Here is a 19,609-nt window from a genome sequence, read left to right on the forward strand (position 1 = left end):
GGCGTGGCACGGAAGGCCAGGAGGCCATCGTACAAGCTGAGGCATAGGACGGCGCAGACCGTCCGCTCTTCAAAGAAGAATATTCTCCAGGGGGATCGTCATCATTGATCCGGCTGTCAGGAGGCCTGGGCAGCTGAAAGAGGGCGATGGCTATGATATGGTCAGGGACGGGATTGCATGGTTTGCGTCAGGCACCTGCACGGATCACCTCTCAAAAATGGCAGGCCGGTCCCGGCATCGAAGCGCCGTCGCGAGATTTTCGCGGTCGCGGTGGCTTCGCTGTCAATTGTCCGCAGGGCGAAATCCGCAGCAAATGAGTGTGCGCTAAAAGGCATAGCCGCCTCCGCAAGCGGAGGCGGCTACAAAAGCGCAATCGATGCGAATTTCGTGACGACCACCGTCGTGTCCTTCAGCAGGATTTTGCAGAATGCCGCCACTTTCCGCGCGTGCTGCGGGCTCAGATTGCTCGTCGGTAAGTCCAGAGCTGTGCGGGCGGGATGTTGCGGACGACGAAATCATAGTGAGACACGACGTAGCGGTCGGGCATGATCACCGGCGACAAAGGTCCGTAGGTGATCTGAATGACAGGTCTCCCGCGAGGGATTCGGGCAAGCAAATCCTCAAGCAATGCAATGCGCTGTTCCATCGGAAAACTCAGCAACGGCACCGCACTTATCACACAGTCGAATTGCTCCCCGCTCCGCTCGGCCAGCACTTCCTCCAGCGCGAACGCATCGCCCAATCGAAAATCCACCCCTGGAAAGCGTCGTGTGAGACGATGATAGAAATCCTTGGAATATTCGACCGAAACCAGCTGATGCGGCTTGATGCCCCTTTCCAGGATTGCCTTGGTGATGACGCCAGTTCCTGCGCCAAGTTCAAGAACCGGCAATCCGGATGCCGGATTGATAACGCTTGCCATACGACGCGCGGCATGAACGGACGTTGGCATCAGCGCGCCCACTCGCTTCCTGTCCTTCTGCCAGCCCTTGAAGAATTGCACTTCTTCTTCAAACTTCCTGCCGAGGCGCTCCTTCAATCGAAAGACCATATCCACTCCCTGCTACGCTATTTGTCTGGGTCATTTTGACGACGCACGTTTGTCCAAGCCTTGCGGCTGCTCAATCATGCGGCATTAGCTGCCGCGAGCAGCTCGCCTTTGCGCTGCCCGGGCAGAACGCCGACGTTATCGATAAGCCGCGTCCCGCCGAGCCAGGCGGCGACGATCAGGCGGGCCGGTCGGTCCGCGGCGGAAAGCGGCGACAGGTCCTGGGCTGCTCTCAGCTCGAGATACTCGACTTCGTCGTAACCGGCAGCGCGGATCGCTTGCCTGGCCTCGGCAAGCACAAGCTCCGCCGGCGCTCCCGCCGACAATCGCCCGGCCGAGGTGGAGAGGACTTCGGCGAGCCTTGGCGCTGCCAAGCGCTGTTCGGCCGAGAGCCTGACATTGCGCGACGACATCGCCAAGCCGTCGGCTTCACGTACCGTTGGACATGCTACAATCTCGATCGGAATCTCGAGATCGCGGACGAGCCGGCGAACCACGTGCAGTTGCTGGAAATCCTTCTCGCCGAAGAAGGCGAGATCAGCACGCGTCTGGAGAAAGAGCTTGGCGACGACGGTTGCCACGCCGTCGAAATGGCCGGGACGGAACGCGCCGCACAGGCCCCTGCTCACCCCACTCACCGAGATCGTAGTGGCGAAACCTTCCGGATACACGTCCGCTGCATTTGGCGCGTAGAGCAGATGAGCGCCAAGCGGCGCAAGCTTGGCGGCATCGTCATGCTCAGTGCGCGGATAGGCCGCGAGATCGGCCGCGCTGTTAAACTGTTTCGGGTTGACGAAGAGCGTCACGATAACCCGGTCGGCCTTGGCGAGCGCGGTTCGCACCAAGCTCAGATGGCCTTCATGCAAGGCACCCATAGTCGGCACGACAGCGACCTTCAGGCCCTTCTGACGCCATCCGGCCACAGCCATGCGCAACTCGGCGACGGTTCGTGCGATCGGAATGATCATCCGGCTTCTTCTCCATTCACGGACCTTGGCGCATCGCCGAAGACATGGTCGGATCCCGGAAAGCGGCGGTCGCGCACTTCCTGCGCATAGGCCGCGATCGCCTCCCCGGCGATCTCACCGAGTTCGGCACAGCGCTTGACGAATTTGGGCCGGAAGTCGCCGAAGGTGCCCAACATGTCGTCGACGACGAGAATCTGTCCGTCACAGGCTGCCGAGGCGCCGATACCGATCGTCGGGATCGCCACCTCTGCGGTGATGGCGGCGATCATCTTCATGCGAAAGCCGATCATGTCCGCCAGGCTGTGGACGACCTGGTCCGGGCAGCGCGGATCATCGATGCAACGCGCCAGACGGTCGGCCACCCGCAGTCGTTTTTCCACCTCGGCCAGAGCCAGAACACCGCTGTTCGACGACAGCATGCCGCCGTCAAAACGAGCGATGACGGATTTGCCGCCCACTGATGACAAACCGCTCAGCGGCAGGTAGATCATTCATGGCGGGTGTGGTCTCCGGGAAATGATTCGGATCGGCTTTAGCAACCAAATCCTACGTCATTTCAACGGCTTGCGCCACATCCGCCAACCACCCTGAATTTCTCGGGCTAGGTCCCTCGGTATGGACCGAGCATCAATCAACCGATACTTGAGACGCTTTCCAATGCCAGTCAGGCAGCTGCCAGCTAGGAAATCCGTGCAGCATGCCGGCGACGGCCTCCGTCAGCGCCATCCGCTTTATGTGCCGGCCTCTGCCGAATCTGACCGGTGGCAAAACATCGGGGTAAGCGTCCTTTCCCGCGAGTTCTATTGCAAATGGCACTAACTCCTCGCAATCGCATAAGACCTCGCCAGTCTCCCGGCGGTACTGGCTATTTTTGTAACTGAGGGCCTTTGTCAGACGCCACGCGACGGGCCTCTCAGACATGATCCAACAACACGTGACACCAGAGCGCCGATAGCGCTCCGTCCTGGTTAGGAAATCGTCCAAGTGCTGGCTTGAGAGTTGAACCTCGAATGCGACCCGCCTGCCGTCAGCCAGAAACACCAGCACGTCTGCTATCCATTCGGCGCCTGCTCCGTCTGTCCCCCAGGCCTCAAGCTCCGCCCGAAAGCCCATTGCCCGCGCAGCCTTGACCACATCAATCTTCAGGCGGGTGTGTGCGTAGCTCTCCGGGCCGGGAAGCTGACCTGTAAATCCAGGTGCGTGCGCGAAGAATCGTAGACCCCGGATTGACGTTTTGGGCACCGCCGGCCAGGCCGTGCGCGGCATTCGCCATGTCCCGAGCGGCGCATTGCAAATACTCAGCCAAGCGGCATCCGAGGCCGAGAACGCTTCGGTCATGTCCCCTATCGCCGCGTTGTACGCGATCTGCCCCAATTACCCGAACCCTCTCACATAATCATATCGTTGAGTCTTTATACTACCACCACCAAAGCCCCTGCGGCGCGGTAGATCAACCGACTTTGGTAGACTGGCGTGTCTCGGCTACATGAAAGTTACATGAAAGAAATTTAACGAGATTGGATTGCGTAAATTATTGAAAAATATGGTGGGCGGTACAGGATTCGAACGACCCCTACCGTGTGAAAGCGTTTCGTCCCCCGAGAATCGTCTTGTTGCGCAGGGGCGCTTTTTTGTCTCAAGGCTCAAGCAGCTTGGAAATGCTGCTCGCTAAGTAGTCGACAAGCCGTCCCACGCCGAGGTGGTCCGGAAACCGACATGCGGGCAGTTTTCACGTCGATACCAAGGGCTCGATGCAGGCCAACGGAATTGATTATCGTTCGAGATTCAAGCTAATCACAGACTTGACGAACCAGCTTGGTTCAACAATAATCATAGTGAACCAACGAAAGTTATACCCCCATGACCGCCTTCACCGTCCGTGTGCCGGACGAAACCGCAGACAGGCTGGATCAACTCGCCGAAAAGCTTGACCGCTCACGCTCCTATGTGGCCGCACAGGCCATTGAGGACTTCGTGGCCCGGGAAGAGTGGCAGCTGGCTGAAATAGAGGCCGGGTTGGCCGAGGCCCAGCGCGGCGAATTCGCAAGTGACCATGATGTAGCTGCCGTGGTCGGAAAATACGTCAAGTCCGCCCGCCAATCATGAGCCGTAAAAGAATCCGCTGGACCCAGCGGGCGTTGCGGCGGCTTGACGAAATCGGCGCCCACATCGAGAAAGACAGCTCCGATGCCGCCGGCCGTGTCGTAGCGCGCATTGTGTCAGCGGCCGAGCACCTGGCCGAGCAACCGGCCATGGGTCGCATCGGACGCATCAAGACGACGCGGGAGCTCGTTTTGACTGATATACCCTATATCATCCCCTATCACGTCAATGGCGAGACTGTCGAAATCCTGACTGTCATGCACGCCGCCCAACAGTGGCCGCAGGCCCTGTAAAGTCGCTGCACCAGCAAAATTCCGGCCGTCACGCCAGAATCGTATAATCGTATTGATGATTTTGGGGCGCTTCCGCCATTCTTGAATTACGCAACGATAAGCCCCTGGCGTGAACCGGGGGCTTATCGTAATCAGTCGCGGACGATCTGTCCGCCGACATCCAAGCCGTCGGGCAGAGCGATAAGGCCCGTGCCACCGAAGAGGTAGAGGTCGTCCCGACCTTCGGCCCGTCCGGCATGGCGGCGAGGTCCGTGCGGCCGGAGAGGTCGAGATTATCGGGGGTAGACGAAATAGACATTGAGGATTCTCCTGTGTCGGCCCTCCGTCACGCCGGAAGGCGGGTGCCGGGGGATCGCTACGAGGAGCGGAAACGGGACATTGGAAATGTCGCCGGTTCAGTATGGGCGAGGGAATGCCGTTTGCAAAGGGGACCAAAAATAGCAGATTCAGGCAATGCCATATGCCCTCCCCCGTTACGGCCGGCAGTAATACGAACGGCCGTTGCGGCTTCGCCGCTCCGGCGGCATCCTCTCAAGGCGGCGAACCGGTCGGCCAGCCGGAGTGGTGGCGTGTTCAGGTTCTCTTCGCCACCCTCGCCGCATGGGGTTCTGCTGCTGCCAGACCTGATTCTCTTAGTCTAGCCCAATAGCTTCTGCGACCGGGTCTGCCGCACTACACGCCGGGTGGGGGGAAATGGAATGAAGCGACCCTATAGTTCGTTGAGCATCGACCAGCTTGAGGCGATACTGGATAAAGCCACGGCAAGTGGTGATACCAAGGCTGTCAAAGTCATCGCGCGTGAAGCTGCAGTGAGGACCACAGCTCGGGCCGGGAGGCTTCTGGTCCGCGCCAAATCCGCATTGAACGTCAAGCAAGCGACCTCTTCGACCGAAGCGCCCAGACGTCTAGGAAGCGGCCCGCCGTGGTGCACAAGAAAGCGGCGGCGAAGCCCGTGGGTCGTAAACCCACGACGGAGCAGCAACAGGCAATTGACGCTTTCCTGTCCGGTGGCTCGCTCCGCATCAATGCTTATGCGGGCACCGGCAAGACCTCGACGCTGCAGTTCCTTGCCCACGGCACTCGCAGCCGCGGCCAGTACATCGCCTTTAACAAGGCGATTGTCGGAGACGCCCGTGAGAAATTTCCTCCGACGGTAAATTGCTCCACCACCCACAGCCTAGCGCTGAAATCGCTGCACTCAGACTACAAAAAAACCAAGGACAAGTTCGCCGGCAAGGTCGGCACGAAGCAACTCGCTGAGATACTTGGATTCAAGAAGACCTGGCGAGTTGACCGTGACCATTCTCTACAGCCAGTGTCACAAGCTTATTTGATCCAGCAAACAGTTAGACGGTTCGCTCAAAGCGGCGACGAGGAAATCTCTGACGCGCACGTGCCTCGGCACGGATCGCTGCTTACGGCCAGCGAAGATACTCTCAAGGCAGTGAAAGAGTTTGCGTGCAACAATGCCAGGCACGTATGGCACCGCATGTGCGACCCAAAGGATGCGATCCCGCTGGGTTTTGACGGGTTCTTGAAGCTTTGGGGGCTATCCAAGCCGCAGATCGCAGCCGACTACATCCTTCTAGATGAAGCGCAGGACACCAATCCCGTCGTACTCGAGGTGCTGCGGCGGCAAAACGCCCAGCTTGTCTACGTTGGCGACCGCTACCAGCAGATATACGAATGGCGTGGCGCGGTGAACGCGATGGATGCGATCAAGACTGATGCCATCGTTAGCCTGACCCAGTCGTTCCGGTTCGGTCCCGAGATCGCCGGCGAAGCATCCCGCATCCTGCAGCGGCTCGGTGAGAGCGTTCCGCTGACCGGCAATCCCGCTATGCGGAGCCGGGTCGGTAGCTGCAACCCCAATGCCATCCTTGCCAGGACCAATGCGAACGTCATGACGGCGCTAATCCAGTGCCTCGATGAGGGTCGCAAGCCGCATCTCGTTGGCGACAACAGGGACCTCAAGGAGCTGCTGTGGGGAGTGCGGGACTTGAAGGAGGGGCGTCCAACCGATGTCGCCGATTTCTTCGGTTTCACCAGTTGGGAGTCGGTGGTCGACTTCTCCAAGACCACCGAGGGCGAGCACCTGACCATGTTCGTCAACCTGGTGCAGAGCAAGGGCGAGAAGCGCCTGCTGTGGGCAATCAACCAATCCGTCAGCGAGGAGCAGGCTGAGATCATCATCTCCACAGCACACAAGGCCAAGGGTCGGGAATGGAAAAATGTTCGACTGATGGACGACTTCCTGAAGACCCGCGAAGCACGGACTCCCGCGGAAAAGGCCAAACAAGAGCAGGAGGACGCTGCGGAACTAAGGCTTTTCTACGTCGCCGTTACACGCGCGAAGGAGGCGATCGAGATACCGATCATGGGCAGCAAGGGTGAGCCGCCTCCAGCTTCGGCACTCCTAGCAAAGTATGAGGAGCAGGCGCCGGCTAAGACCGCTGTCGCGCCACCGGTTGACTGGCAGGAGCCTGTTAAACAAAACAGGCAGGCCCAAGCGACCCATGTCACAGAAAAACCAGCGAAGCGTGGCTTCTTCTCGCGTCTATTCGGCGGGTAATGGTCGGTGGACAAAAGCCTCTGACGTGAAGCTCATACCGTCCGACTGGCCTAGTCGGAACTGACAACGTTAGGAGAATCTCCGAATGAAGGCGCCGCGGAAGTTTCGAAATTAGGTACCCACTGCGACTAAACTTAGTGCCCGTCATGAGCCTCGCTAACGCCTATAGACCGTCGCGCGCGGCCATCTCAAGCGCTTCGCCAACAGTTCGTGCCTGGTCACGATACGGCCGGATCCTTTTGGCGATGCCCTCGAAATCTCCCCTATCCTGGGACTGCCGGGCGGAGCAATCTTCCCAGTGTGCGACAATCTCGTCCGAATCTTCGAAAGACAATTCGTTGCGCCGCTTCTTGTCCCAGCGTAGCTTGCCCTTGCCATCCTTGTAGGGCACCGAGACTCGTTGCCGATACGACAATCACCGAACATATCCGGGCCATTGTCGGGTGGCACTGGTCTTGGCGCGACAGTTGTTCCTGATTAGTGCTGAGACCGGTAACTTCGCTGGGGTCAAACACGGGTTGTTAGGCTCGAGCAGTCCATTAGCATTGTTTTGATCGGAGACAAAGCGATGGCGGTGGAATGGACGGTTACGATCGAGGGCCGGAACGAAATCGGCGACACGTGCCGGAAGGAGGTCCGCATAGACAAGAGTTGGGAGAGCCTGTTCGACGGCGACCTCGGCTTGTCGATCGGCGATAGCAAGAAGATCATGGCAGCGCTGCAGAACGCGGTCGTGAATCATGAGGCGGAGACTTATGCCCTTCTTCGCCGGGTTTGCCCGGATTGCCATACGTTCCGACCGGTCAAGGACTACACGTCACGCCGGATCCGAACCGTCTTCGGCACCGTTGAGGTTCGCAATCCCCGATGGATGCTGTGCCGGGAATGCCATCCAGGGGTGGTCGGTGCCTTCGCGCCGCTGAAGGAAATTTGTCCCGATCGAGCGACACCGGAGCTGATGGAACTGACGGCGCGGCTAGGAAGCATGCTGCCCTACCGGCAGGCGGCGAAGGTGCTGGCCGATTTCCTGCCCACTGAACCGACTGAGACGCATGCGACCGTGCGCAAGCGTACCATCAGGATCGGCAAGCGGCTCGACGACCAGGTCATGCAGGAAACTTGGCGCGCGAGGGCCCAAACGGATGACCGATGCCAGCTTGAGATGCAGCTTCCCGGAGATCGGCGCAAAGAGTTCGTTATCAGCATCGACACTGCTTATGTTCGCAGCGCCGAGACCAATTCAGCGCGAAATTTCGAGCTCGTCGTGGCCAGATGCGGCCGCGGGGGGCGGGGCGAAAGGGGCGGTCGCTATTTCGTCACCGGCTGCACCGACCAGCAGGCAATCCGCGATCGTGCTCTTCACTCTCTCCAGGAAGTCGGGTATCGCGGCTTTGGGGATGTGACGGTGATCTCGGACGGGGCCGAAATCCTAAAGCGGCTGCCCCGCGCCATGCCGAAACCAACGACCCACATCATCGACTGGTTTCATATTGCTATGAAGATCCAGCCCATGCGGCAGATCGCCGATCACATCGTACGATCCCGCTCAGGCCCCTTTGAAGCGCTTCCAACCATCGACAGGGACATCAGAGCCGTGAAGTGGCGTCTGTGGCATGGGCGGGTCGGCCGCGCGATCCGCGACCTGGAGCAACTTCTAGTAAGACTGAAGGAAGGCTGGTTCTCGATCGCACCGGCTTCACAGGCTCGGGGAGCAACTCCTGACCTATGTCCGTTCGAACCGCGGTGCGATCGTCAACTATGGAAAGCGCTACCGGGCTGGGCTTCGCGTCGCCACCACTCTCGCCGAGTCGGCGGTGAACTCAGTCGTAGGGAAACGTATGGTCAAGAAGCAGCAAATGCGCTGGTCGCTTCACGGTGCGCATATGCTCATGCAGGTCCGGGCGGCGGAGATCAATGGCGAACTTCGCAACCGGCTGCGGGCGCCTTTCCGACAGCCAGAACTGAACGTCCCTCCAATATTCAAGCCCAAAACGCCTCTTCTACGCGCCGCCTGACCCCAGAGAAATTACCGGTCTCGGCGCTATACGCACCGCGTTGCCATTTCCAACAACCGCGTCATCGACATCGAGGACGGCGCCGTGCGTTTCCGCTGGAAGGACTACCGGCACGGCAATCGGCAGAAGGTCAAGACCGTTGCGTCCGACGAGTTCATTCGCCGCTTCTTGTTGCACGTCCTGCCCGAGGGCTTCCATCGCATCCGTTACTACGGCTTTCTCGGCAATCGCTACCGCGCGCAAACGCTCGCCCACTGCCGCGACCTGCTCGGCATGCCGGTTCCCGAGCCGTCGGACAGTCGACCCGCAAAGGATTACCGCGACCGCTACGAGGATCTCACCGGTCATTCCCTCAGGCAATGCCCCGCCTGTCGTCAAGGACAGATGATCATCATCGAAATCCTCGACGGCGCCACTGGACCCCCGCCATACTGGGATACGTCATGAAAGAACCGCTTCGCTTTCCCGTCACCGCATCAACATGACCGGCGAAAGCTTGCGGAAAATAGCTGGCAAGCAAGCGCTTGACGCCGACTAAAAACCAGTGAACTCATAGCAACCGTGGGTCAGGCTTCTGCTGCCCACGATCGCGTGAAATCACTGCCCACGATCAGCGAAATGCGCACTATGGGAAGCGGAACTGGGCAAGGTCTCCGGAAAATCCAAGACCGCCGAGGCGATCCGCTACGCGCTCACCCGGGCGGGAGGCGCTGGAACGCTTTCTGATGGACGGTCGCATCGAAATCGACTCCAATATCGTCGAGCGTGCAATCAGGCCCCAGACGATCACGCGAAAGAATAGTCTATTCGCCGGCAGCCACGGCGGTGGACGAACCTGGGCGACGGTAGCCACCTTGCTGCAAACCTGCAAAATGAACAGCGTCGATCCGCTCGACTGGCTCTCGCAGACCTTGACCCGCATCGCTCAAGGCTGGCCGGCATCCGAAATCGAAATGCTCATGCCTTGGAACTATAGGCCTGACGTTATCGGCTGACCGCACCGACGAGCCCTGCTGCGGCCGAGTCAAGCGCGGCCGAAGATGATGCCCCATTTTGATCGGGGCCCCGTAACGAAGACTGCAGTGAGTATCAGTCCATTGGAGATGATGAACCGGCCGCGAAGCTCCCACGCATGATCTTCGGCCGGCAGGAATGTGTGGGGGAGGCGAGCATGAAATGTGCCATCGTCGGGGATGATGGTGACCACGGCGTCCTCGAAGCCTAGCCATTCACGTGTGAGCGGGAACCATGCCTTAAAGATGCTTTCCTTAGCACTGAAGAGCAACCGGTCCCAATTGAGGCGCCTGGGTGCGTTGGCCAGCCAATACCGTTCCTCGTCAACCGAAATGAGCTCCAATACGCCGGATGGCAACTCCTCGTCGACTTCTGCATCGATTCCAAGCGCAGCGTAGTCCCCATGCTGAGCGACGGCGGCGGCACAGAATCCAGCACAATGTGTTATGCTGCCAACCACACCAGGTGGCCAAAGCGGCTCACGGTGAGGTCCACTTGGGATCGCGCAGGGAGAAAAGCCGAGCTTGGACAATGCCGCTCTGGCACAGGCACGCCCGATCGAGAATTCACGCCTTCTGCTCTCGGCCGCAGTGGCGATTGCACTCTCTTCTTCGGCCATCACCAGGGCACTGCTGAGATCTCTTGCTCGACAGGTTTGCACAGCAACGTTTGGGGGGAACAGCGTATCCAAATGTCCTCGCTCTCTCGACCGCGATCCGCTGCTGGCCGGCTCATGCAGGTCGCGCTGCGGCCAACACCCGTCCTTTGTCCTCGCCGTGCCGGATTGACCATTCGTGCGCCCGGTCAAGCATGCACGGATGGGTCCTGTATTGGATCTGGCTCTTCAACCACGATCTGCGGGCAGAACCGAAATGATCGCCTTTCACGTCAGCAGCGTCGACCCGATTCCCTAGCTCAGCGAGGGCATTCCTTTAAGAACGCCGATCTGCCCGCGAATTACAAACAGAGCAATCAGCCCCGCCACCAACTCAGCAACTGCCTGGCAGGCCAACAGTCCGTTAAAGCCCCAAATGACTGGAAACAGTAGTATGGCGGGTATGAAAAGGTAGCCTTGCCTGGCAAGGGAAACGACGGCACTGAGGCGTACTCTCCCCAATGACTGAAGCAGGGTGATCGCAACGTACTGAACACCAAAGAGGCCGAAGAAAAGATGGAAAACAATACAGGCAGAGACGGCGAGATCGATTACATCCTCGTTATCGCTGAAAAGCGAAACCATTGGCCGAGCAAAAATCAGGACCACGGCGGAAAAGCTGACTGAAAATGCGACGGCTATGAAAAGCATGAACTTCGCGGCCTTCTCTACCCGGGCGAAATCCTGTGCTCCCCAACCGAAACCGAGAACCGCCTGAGAGCCTATGCAGAAGCCGATAATTGGGAGTGCCCCGATCGTTGACAATCGCACGGCTATACCCACAGCGGCAACGGAAGCGTCGCCGAATGGTGCAGCAGCACGGTAGAAGAGCATGAATGCAACGGCAGACAAAATACTGGTGATAGTTGCCGGCGCTCCAATGGCGGCGATCTGTTTGATGCGGCCCACCCTGAAGGTAATGTAAGAAGTTCCGATACGAACAATCCCACACTTCTTTAGGAAATATGCGATGTAGACGCTGATAGCGGCGATCTGAGACAACAGCGTCGCAAGCGCCGCTCCTCGAACGCCCAGATCTAGCAAGAAAATGAAGATAGGATCGAGCACGGTATTCAGCGCGAAAGCCGTAATCATGGTCCACATGCTGAATCGTGTATTGCCCTCGGCCCTTACGATGAACCCATTGACAATGTTCAGCAGCATGAGAGTGTAGCCGAACAAGAGCGTCGATGCGTACTCAAGCGCGGCCGGCATGATTGTCGGACTGGCGCCAAGCATAGCGAGAATCTTGCGCAAAGACAGAAACAGACCGACAGTAAGACCCACTCCGATCGGAACCGCGAGAGCGAGCGCCAAGCTCGCGCCGCGACTCGCCTCAAGCGAGTTGTCAGCGCCAAGATTGCTAGACACGAATGATGCTGTGCCTACGCCGAGCCCCTGTCCGACTGCCAAGAGGAGGACAACGATCGGGAAAGTCATGCTGACGGCGGCGATAGCCTGTGCCCCGAGCGTGCCAACAAAGATCGCATTCACGAACTGCTGAAGCGCATTGATCGACAAGCCAATAATCGAAGGAATGGCGAGTCGCATGATGAGGCGGGAAAGTTTTTCGTCCGACAGATTAATGTGTTGTTCCGGTGCTGCCATGCTTCCGATTGCCCCCTCTTCCTCAACCCCCTACCCCGGACTTATCGTCGGTTGACAGGTCGGCTACACATCTTCAGATGTATTGATTATCTGGAGCAGTTCCTGGCGCAAGATTGTGCAGAGGTTGCGGGTCGTTCCATAGCCAACTTGTCTTGGATCGTATCTCACTTCGATTTGTAGCTCACCAGCTTCGTATCCGACACGAAACCAGAAGAGGTAGTTCATGGCGGACTGCTCCATATCTTCGCCGATCCAAAGTGAGTGCGGATCTCTGGCTAGCAGACGCCGTGGATAATGGCGTTGCAGTCGTGCTCGATAGTTCAGTCCGATCCTAGGCAACGGCAAATGATCGATCCGCTTCCGCACTGCCGGATCCCGATTCAAGAACTTCATCGCCCGAAAACCGATCCCCCGGCGCGGCAGCGCGTTGCGCTGCCGATATATCGAACGAGCGCGATCCGGACGAGACTCCTTCCCAGTCAGATATAAGGGAAGCGGAACCAGCTCGCCGACATAGCCGATGATCTGAGACGGATCGATGTCGTCGAATAACTCACCTCTGGTCGATGTGAGGCTGTCGATCCAGAGCGAGTAATTCCCGAAAGCGCGGCCAAACGCCCCTGACACAGCCGCAAGGAATATATCAAAATCCTCGCATTGCGCAGACGTCGCCGAGACATTGAGAAGTCTGGCCGTCGCCTTCTCGCCGATCGTTACGCAATATTTGGCCTGATCTTCCCAAAGTTGGCTGCAATATTCTTCATTTACCAATCCCTCCAAGCGGGCATAATGGAGCCTTCTTGCAGTTTCATCTAAAAATTCCGCTGTACCCGAGCCAGCATCGCTCACATGCATATCGAGCAGATCATATCGAACCCCCTCCCAATATTCGAGTTCGGTTGGCGCTTCGCTATCTGCGTAATGGCCCAATCGCTCCAGCCACTGAGAGAGAGGCGTCGTCTCTGGATCCGCAATGGTCCCGCCTGCGGCTAGCGTATTGTAGGCTGTTTCCAGTGCATTTAGGAACAGTCGGTACCCAGTCCCGTCAGCTACAAAGTGATGCATCAAAACAAGCAGATAGTAGTTGCCGCTCTCTGATGTCCGGAAGGCTGAAAGCCTGACGAGGGGTGTCTGACCGTCAAACCGAAACCTGGTTTGACGCTCTGCGCAGGCGCCTTCGATGACCGTCAGCTGTTTTGCCGTGGCCATGCCGACCAGGTCTATTTCTTCCACGAGGGGATTGGGTACCGATCCGATTGCCTGAGATAGGCCGCTCTCGGTTTGGACTATTCGAAGTTTCAGTCCTTCGTGCCGACCAATGACATGAGCAAGGGCGCCTTCAAGGATTGATAGATTCAAGAGACCCGCGGGCAGGAAGAAAAGGTCGCCAAGGTTGTAGTGCTCGCCTAATCCGACAAGGCTGTTCCAAGATGAGACGGCGGGAGTCACTAGCAACGGTCCATCGGGAGCCTCATAGGCAGAGATCGTCGTGGCCGATACGATTTCCTTGGCCAATTCCCGAATGGTCGATGTTCTGTACAGTTGGCCAACGGTCAAGCTCAGTCCGGCTTTACGCGCTAATGTAACGCAACGCACACTCAGAAGAGAGTTTCCGCCGATATCAAAGAAGCTGTCATCGATCCCGATGGATTTGGCGCCCAACAGTTCTTGCCAGATCTCGGCAAGAAGTCTCTCCCGCTCCGTGCGCGGCTCAGTAGATTGGGCATTCCGAAGCTCGCGGGATCGGACAGAAGAGAGGCGACGACGATCTATCTTCCCGCTCGCCGTCAGTGGCATACGGTCCACCATGCGAAAATCGGATGGAATCATGTAGGGCGGCAATTCCTGCCGTAGGTGATTCACAATGTCTCCTGCGGTAAGGCCATCGTCAGTTGGGACCACTATGGCCACCAGTCGGCGATTGTCATCCACTCCCCGAACGACTGCGGTGGCCCTGGCAATTCCAGGATGCGCTTCAAGGGCGTTTTCGATTTCCTCCAGCTCAATTCGGAAACCCCGGAGCTTGATTTGGTTGTCTGATCGACCGCAAATCTCCAGAAGACCTTTGGCTGAGACGCGGGCGATATCGCCACTGCGATAAAGAAGGCCGTATTGGCAGTCATCATATGGATTGGGCACGAAACTTTGCTTCGTTCGCTCTGGGTCCCGCCAGTACCCCGTGCTTACGCAGCGTCCCGCGACGCAGAGTTCGCCTGCTACCCCGACGGGAACCCGCTCCAACTGTGCATTGAGCACATAGATCTTCACATTGTCGATTGGGCGCCCGATCGGCACAGCTTTAGAGCCATCGTCCGCCTCCGATGTTGCGTAGACTGCCGCATTAGACGCGCATTCCGTGGCGCCATAAAAATTCCATAGCGGCACATCTGGAAAGCTCTGTCGCCAACGAGAAGGAAGCGATGGCGGCATCGGTTCAGCACTGCTTGTGACTAGGCGCAAGCTGGTCGTTTCCGCATGTCGTTTTTGAGAGGCGATCAGACCGGACAGAATGGGCGGGGAAGCGAACAACCGAGTCACGCGATGCCTAGTCAAGGCACTCAACAAGAGGTCGGGGTCGAGCAACTGGTCATCGGTCAGGATCAGCGTTGGGACCCCCTTCAGGAGTCCTCCAAAATACTCCCATGCTGCGGCAACAAGTCCCGCCGACTTCTGAACAACGATCACGTCGGCGCCATCAAACGGAAAGCATCGCCACATCCAGTTCAGTCGATTGAGTATTGCGGGCTCAGGTATGAGAACGCCTTTCGCCTTACCCGTTGAGGATGAGGTGTAGATCAGGCTGGCTGCGCTGTTATCAGGCTGCTCGACCTCGCAGTGCATTGCCCGAGCGGGGTAGTATCTCGCCTGCAGGAAAGACAAGCTAACGGACGGCACACCGAAATCGATCTCTTCGTCCGCGCTGGCGTGAATTAGGAGCTTTGCACCGCTATCTCTTACAACGTGGCTGATCCGTTCCTTCGGGCAATCTGGCGATATAGGCACGACGGTCGCCTGCATTGCCCGGATAGCCAAAGTTGTAGTGGCCACTTCAGGTGACCGGTCGATCAGCATGGCGACCATGTCGCCCGGCCCTACCTCGCCGGTACGCAGAGCGGACTGGATCGCCGCCATGCGTTCGCGCAGTTGGCCGAACGTGACTTCTCGGAACTCGCCGAAATACGCCACCCGGTCGTTCTTTGCGCTGACCTGATCGAAGGCTTCCACGAGCGAAGGTTCGTTCTCATATACCTGCTCAGCGCCCCTGAGCGCGTCCAGCATGGCGACCTCCGAGGGGCACAGGCAAGTCAGGGCGACAATCGGCTCAGCCGGCCTCTCGACACAGGCAGCAATAAGATGGCGAAGATTGGCGGCCATGCGAGCGATCACGTGACTTGAAAAAATGTCTTCCGCATATGCCAATTGCAGCGCAATCTCATCGCCCTGGTCTTGCGCATACAGGGTAAGGTCGAACTTCACATAGCCTGTGTCATATTCACGAAACGTCAGATCCAAATCGCGTTCGGCCGGTGGCTCCTGGGGTTCGGAGTACATGTTGAACATGACTTGGAAGATCGGTGATCGACCGGCTTCGCGGTACAATCGGGCGTCCCTCACCATCCAACTGAATGGATACGCCGAGTTCGCGATGGCATCGCTGACAAGGGCTTGCACATGAGTTACGTGAGCCACAAAGGACTTATTGACATCGATAGTGGTTCGGATTGGTAGCATATTGAGGAAAAAACCAACGATCTCCTCCGTGCCTGTTTGGTCGCGCACGACGTGCGGTATACCGACGATGACATCGTCCTGGCCGCTATACATCCGCAACAGGAGCTTAAAGCATGCCAACAGGATCGTGGATGTGGTGCACCTGTGCCGACGTGCAAAACCCCTCACTTGATCGGACAGTTCTTCACCAAGGGGAACCGCATGCGAGGCCCCACGGTAGGAATTCCCTTTCGGCCGGGGTCGATCACTCGCTAGCAAAAGCGCGGGCGGATTGTCGCCAATCTGCCCACGCCAGTAGCGCCGCTGCTCAACCAGCAAGTCCGGTGTAACGTGTACACTTTCCCAGAGCGCATAGGCCGAGAGTGACACACGATGCTCTGGAGAGAACGGGGCAGCATTGGTGTATCTCGTTCGCAAGTCTCTGAGCAAGACGGAGATCGACCAGGCATCTATGATAATTTCGTGTGCGGTTATCAGTATTAGATGGTCATCCGCGGCAAGGCGGATCATGCGCGCACGAAACAAATGGCCCTGACTGAGATCAAAGGCGTCGTTGAGCTCGGTCTGCCGCATCTCCGCCACAAGCTCCTCAGCCTCCTGTTGCGTAAGGTGAGTGGTGTCAACCAACTCTAAATTGGCGTAATGCGGATCATCAAAAATCTGGACCGGCCCATCTTCGTCGCTGAAACGTGCCGCAAGCGCGTCGTGGGCCCTGACGACATTGATCCAAGCTTCATTGAAAGCAGTCAGATCGATTGCTCCTCGTATACGCAGGCCACCTTGAATGACGTAGTTTTTCGCATCCGGATCGAGCTGCCAGAGGAACCAAAGGTGTTCCTGCACCCGTGTCAGCGATGATCGTCCGTGCTTCCGGCCCGCTGGAAGCACGTTCTGTGTCGTCTCGGATTGGCTTGATAGCGATGCCGCCAGCGACCTGACGGTCCCATTTAGCACCAGCCTGAAATCCACCTTCGCCCTGAGCTGCCTCTGCAGCTGGGCTAATATAAGCATCGCCCGGAGCGAGTCCCCGCCAAGGTCCATGAATTGGTCGTTCACGCCGATATCTTTGATGCGAAGAACGCTGGACCAGATACCTCGCAGCTTGCCTTCGAGCTCCGTCTTTGGTTCCTCGAACGAATTCAGCATCTGAGGGCGAATGGTCGTCGGATCCGGCAAAGCTGCAAAGTCTACTTTCCCGTTTCTGGTAATTGGAATGCCATCGACATGAATGATACGCTCCGGGACCATGTAGGCAGGAAGCGTTTCGGCAACAAAGCTTCGGAGTCCACTTTCCAAGACGTCGGGAGGAGCCGATACATAGGCCACTATTCGTCTTGGCCTGATCCCTCCGTCGGCCTTGGTTATGTCTCTTGCTGTGAGCTTCACGCCTTCATTGACGGGTGCTACGGCGACGGCGCCACTTACCGAAGGATGGGTGCAGAGCCGAGACTCAATCTCTCCAAGCTCGACCCGGTGCCCCCGGATCTTGACTTGACGGTCTCGCCTGCCAAGACATTCCAGCAGGCCGTCAGCTCTGAAGCGTCCGCGATCGCCTGTCTTGTAGAGGCGCCGATGGGATGGATGGTTGGAGAACGGGTTTGGAAAAAAAGCATCTTTGGTACGCGCGCTATCATTGATGTAGCCAGCAGCGACACCGACTCCGCTGACACAGATCTCGCCGACTTCACCCGTCCTGCACAGCCGCCATCCATCGGCGACATAGACTTCAAGATTGGAGATCGGCCGACCGATCGGTACATAGGCGTCAGCTGCACTAGGCGGGACAGAAACCACATGGTGGGTAACCCCATCCGCACATTCTGTCGGGCCATAGTGATTGAGAATTGGGACTTGAGGATACAGTGCCAGCCAGGCGCGCGCCAGGGCAGGCGTCAGCGGCTCGCCGACCGTGGAGATCATGCGTAAGGCACTGAGAGGGCGCTCGTCTGCCGCGAGTGTCTGCAGATACTCAACAAATATGGCAAGCACCGATGGGACGAATTGGACAATTGTGACGCCTTGTCCCTGCAGCGCCTTAAGAAGAGCGATCGGAGATCTAAGCGTGGCATCGTCTATGATCGCGACGCGGCTTCCAACGCATAGCCCTGCCAAGAGCTGCCACAGCGAGATGTCAAAGCAATGCGATGCAGTTTGAGCGATGCAGTCCTTCTCGGTCAGCTCGAGCGCATCGATCTTGGCTATCAAATGGTTGTTTAGTCCGGTACGCTCGACCATCACACCCTTGGGCCACCCCGTCGAACCGGACGTAAACAAGATGTAAGCGAGACCGCACTCAGCCGAAGAGGGCATCGCAGAAGAGGCACGGTCCCCAAATAACGCGGTCTGCACCGTCATGAATTCTCGGGTGCCGTGGCTGTTTTCTTGAAACAGACCAAGGGCTTCCGGCCGCTCTTGCCCGATAATCAGAGTGCATCCACTCTGCTCGACCATGAATGAAGTGCGTGAGGCCGGTAAAGATGGGTCGAGCGGCAAATATGTTGAGCCGCCCTTCAGAATTGCGATTACTGTAGCGGCCCAATTGGGATTTCGTTCACCACAATAGCTCACGATCGTTCCCACCGCGCAGCGCTCTCGTAGAGTGCTCGCGATTCTAGCCGACATGACTCGCAGCTCACCATATGTGAGTTCCGCCGCGCCATGCGTAATCGCGATTCTGTCCGGAAACGATGCCCCGATTTCATCGATAGCCGCGATTACATCGGTGAGCCGACGTCCGTCCAGCTTGTGCTTCTCACGTGAATTTTCGTTAAACATGCGCATCCAGCCTACAATTTTTGGGGCTCCCTCACTCCAGAGCCGATTCCAGGCCTGGAAGTTTGTGAGGGGCTCGCCACGCCGGGGGCTCAATCTGCAAGACCATATTGCTCCAAAGCTATTGCCAAAGGTTGCGCGACTTTATGCGCAAGCTTGTTTACCTCTTAGAGACGAGGCGCCGGGTTCAAGGGAAGTTTCTGCGTGCAGTCAGCCCTCACTCAATGTCGCTGCATCTCATTCAGCAAAGGCCGTGCCAGCGCGCTCCGCGCGCGGGATGCGCATGATTACGCGTGGAAAACCTCCACAGTGCCCAAGATGTGTTTGAACCTGACATGTTTTCTGACGATGTCAGGTTTTGGACACGCATCACGCGCTTCGCGCTGCCAGAATAGCATGGCCAACCGCATGCTTGCCTGCGCGCGCCCGAAATCCGCCCGCCGCAAGGAGGCCACGGCATAGTCTGCCGCTTCAAAGATCGACATCCGCTCAAGTCCGGACCCATGCACCATGTGTAGACGCCCGTTTGGCAAGAGGAATCTTTAGTTGGCATTGCGCGTTGTCGGGTGCTGACATGTGTCCGGCCTCACATGATGATTCTCCAGTCAATGTTTTTCCATGGGTGTAATCCGAGGTGAGCTCTCTTCCTGCAGGGCCTGTCTGCTAACCTCACATCCGGCGGGATGATATCCCAACCACTGTCCCGCATTCGGGACGGGAGAGCTCCAAAGGAACGGCACCACTCTGTGAAGACGGCACTGGAGCACCACGCCGGACAACGGCGACGTTCCCTCGGTCACCGGGCTGCTTTGCCGTCGCAGAGCTGCCC

The 19,609-nt window shown here is 57.9% G+C and carries 12 protein-coding genes and 4 pseudogenes; 6 read left to right on the forward strand and 10 right to left on the reverse strand.

The annotated features are described in order from the left end of the window. Positions 1-457: 457 nt before the first annotated feature. From pmtA to BPNPMPFG_RS40865, 5 genes and pseudogenes are all read right to left on the reverse strand, one after another. Positions 458-1,051, reverse strand: a complete 594-nt coding sequence (gene pmtA, locus BPNPMPFG_RS40845) for a phospholipid N-methyltransferase PmtA (protein WP_258598601.1) — start codon at positions 1,049-1,051, stop codon at positions 458-460. Positions 1,052-1,125: 74 nt separating this feature from the next. Then, positions 1,126-2,016, reverse strand: coding sequence for a pantoate--beta-alanine ligase (gene panC / locus BPNPMPFG_RS40850; RefSeq protein ID WP_258598603.1), 891 nt, complete (start codon positions 2,014-2,016; stop codon positions 1,126-1,128). Continuing rightward, positions 2,013-2,291, reverse strand: a complete 279-nt coding sequence (locus BPNPMPFG_RS40855; RefSeq protein WP_413776974.1) for a 3-methyl-2-oxobutanoate hydroxymethyltransferase — start codon at positions 2,289-2,291, stop codon at positions 2,013-2,015. Before BPNPMPFG_RS40855 ends, panC begins: the two co-directional genes overlap by 4 nt. Continuing rightward, positions 2,274-2,511, reverse strand: a pseudogene (locus BPNPMPFG_RS40860) (transposase); the annotation flags it as partial. The pseudogene BPNPMPFG_RS40860 and the gene BPNPMPFG_RS40855, both read right to left, overlap by 18 nt. 132 nt (positions 2,512-2,643) lie before the next feature. Continuing rightward, positions 2,644-3,354 carry a competence protein CoiA family protein gene (locus tag BPNPMPFG_RS40865; protein ID WP_183455317.1) on the reverse strand — a complete coding sequence of 237 codons (711 nt, stop codon included), beginning with the start codon at positions 3,352-3,354 and terminating at the stop codon, positions 2,644-2,646. Between the two features lie 522 nt (positions 3,355-3,876). Between BPNPMPFG_RS40865 and BPNPMPFG_RS40870 the strand changes: the two genes are divergently transcribed. The 3 genes from BPNPMPFG_RS40870 (at position 3,877) to BPNPMPFG_RS40880 (ending at position 6,984) form a co-directional block, all read left to right on the forward strand. Next, on the forward strand, positions 3,877-4,122 hold the full coding sequence (locus tag BPNPMPFG_RS40870; RefSeq protein WP_111545633.1) for a CopG family ribbon-helix-helix protein: 246 nt from the start codon (positions 3,877-3,879) through the stop codon (positions 4,120-4,122). After that, positions 4,119-4,412, forward strand: a complete 294-nt coding sequence (locus tag BPNPMPFG_RS40875; protein WP_258598605.1) for a type II toxin-antitoxin system RelE/ParE family toxin — start codon at positions 4,119-4,121, stop codon at positions 4,410-4,412. The genes BPNPMPFG_RS40870 and BPNPMPFG_RS40875 overlap by 4 nt, the downstream gene beginning before the upstream one ends. 922 nt (positions 4,413-5,334) lie before the next feature. Continuing rightward, entirely contained in the window at positions 5,335-6,984 is a 1,650-nt protein-coding gene (locus BPNPMPFG_RS40880) for a UvrD-helicase domain-containing protein (protein ID WP_258598607.1), read from the forward strand. Positions 6,985-7,147: 163 nt separating this feature from the next. Here BPNPMPFG_RS40880 and BPNPMPFG_RS40885 read toward each other — a convergent pair whose 3' ends face one another. Beyond that, complete coding sequence (locus BPNPMPFG_RS40885; RefSeq protein WP_258598609.1) at positions 7,148-7,375, reverse strand: hypothetical protein; 228 nt, start codon at positions 7,373-7,375, stop codon at positions 7,148-7,150. Positions 7,376-7,552: 177 nt separating this feature from the next. Between BPNPMPFG_RS40885 and BPNPMPFG_RS40890 the strand changes: the two are divergent. From BPNPMPFG_RS40890 to BPNPMPFG_RS40900, 3 pseudogenes are all read left to right on the forward strand, one after another. Next, positions 7,553-8,999: pseudogene (locus BPNPMPFG_RS40890) on the forward strand (ISKra4 family transposase). 24 nt (positions 9,000-9,023) lie between these two features. After that, positions 9,024-9,446 (forward strand): annotated as a pseudogene (locus BPNPMPFG_RS40895) (transposase); the annotation flags it as partial. 178 nt (positions 9,447-9,624) lie between these two features. Further along, a pseudogene (locus BPNPMPFG_RS40900) lies at positions 9,625-9,994 on the forward strand (IS66 family transposase); the annotation flags it as partial. Positions 9,995-10,023: 29 nt separating this feature from the next. On the opposite strand, the gene BPNPMPFG_RS40905 reads toward BPNPMPFG_RS40900, so the two are convergent. The 4 genes from BPNPMPFG_RS40905 to BPNPMPFG_RS40920 all read right to left on the reverse strand — a co-directional run bounded on the left by BPNPMPFG_RS40905 (position 10,024) and on the right by BPNPMPFG_RS40920 (position 19,265). Continuing rightward, the gene (locus BPNPMPFG_RS40905) at positions 10,024-10,632 is read right to left on the reverse strand and encodes a 4'-phosphopantetheinyl transferase family protein (protein ID WP_258598610.1); all 609 of its coding nucleotides are present in this window, start codon (positions 10,630-10,632) and stop codon (positions 10,024-10,026) included. Between the two features lie 291 nt (positions 10,633-10,923). Continuing rightward, entirely contained in the window at positions 10,924-12,276 is a 1,353-nt protein-coding gene (locus tag BPNPMPFG_RS40910; protein ID WP_258598612.1) for an MATE family efflux transporter, read from the reverse strand. A 63-nt stretch (positions 12,277-12,339) separates the two neighbouring features. After that, positions 12,340-18,783, reverse strand: coding sequence for a non-ribosomal peptide synthetase (locus BPNPMPFG_RS40915; RefSeq protein ID WP_258598614.1), 6,444 nt, complete (start codon positions 18,781-18,783; stop codon positions 12,340-12,342). A gap of 284 nt (positions 18,784-19,067) precedes the next feature. Next, positions 19,068-19,265, reverse strand: coding sequence for a hypothetical protein (locus BPNPMPFG_RS40920; RefSeq protein ID WP_258598615.1), 198 nt, complete (start codon positions 19,263-19,265; stop codon positions 19,068-19,070). Positions 19,266-19,609: the final 344 nt, after the last annotated feature.

Origin of the sequence: Mesorhizobium sp. AR07 (assembly GCF_024746815.1) — a bacterium.
In the GTDB taxonomy this organism is placed as follows: domain Bacteria; phylum Pseudomonadota; class Alphaproteobacteria; order Rhizobiales; family Rhizobiaceae; genus Mesorhizobium.

Excerpts from the sequence above, each read along its gene's own strand:
- BPNPMPFG_RS40865 (WP_183455317.1), bottom strand. The coding sequence starts at position 3,354 with ATGACCGAAGCGTTCTCGGCCTCGGATGCCGCTTGGCTGAGTATTTGC.
- BPNPMPFG_RS40905 (WP_258598610.1), bottom strand. The coding sequence starts at position 10,632 with ATGGCCGAAGAAGAGAGTGCAATCGCCACTGCGGCCGAGAGCAGAAGG.
- BPNPMPFG_RS40915 (WP_258598614.1), bottom strand. The coding sequence starts at position 18,783 with ATGTTTAACGAAAATTCACGTGAGAAGCACAAGCTGGACGGACGTCGG.
- BPNPMPFG_RS40855 (WP_413776974.1), bottom strand. The coding sequence starts at position 2,291 with ATGAAGATGATCGCCGCCATCACCGCAGAGGTGGCGATCCCGACGATC.
- BPNPMPFG_RS40910 (WP_258598612.1), bottom strand. The coding sequence starts at position 12,276 with ATGGCAGCACCGGAACAACACATTAATCTGTCGGACGAAAAACTTTCC.
- BPNPMPFG_RS40870 (WP_111545633.1), top strand. The coding sequence starts at position 3,877 with ATGACCGCCTTCACCGTCCGTGTGCCGGACGAAACCGCAGACAGGCTG.
- pmtA (WP_258598601.1), bottom strand. The coding sequence starts at position 1,051 with ATGGTCTTTCGATTGAAGGAGCGCCTCGGCAGGAAGTTTGAAGAAGAA.
- BPNPMPFG_RS40875 (WP_258598605.1), top strand. The coding sequence starts at position 4,119 with ATGAGCCGTAAAAGAATCCGCTGGACCCAGCGGGCGTTGCGGCGGCTT.
- BPNPMPFG_RS40920 (WP_258598615.1), bottom strand. The coding sequence starts at position 19,265 with ATGTCGATCTTTGAAGCGGCAGACTATGCCGTGGCCTCCTTGCGGCGG.
- panC (WP_258598603.1), bottom strand. The coding sequence starts at position 2,016 with ATGATCATTCCGATCGCACGAACCGTCGCCGAGTTGCGCATGGCTGTG.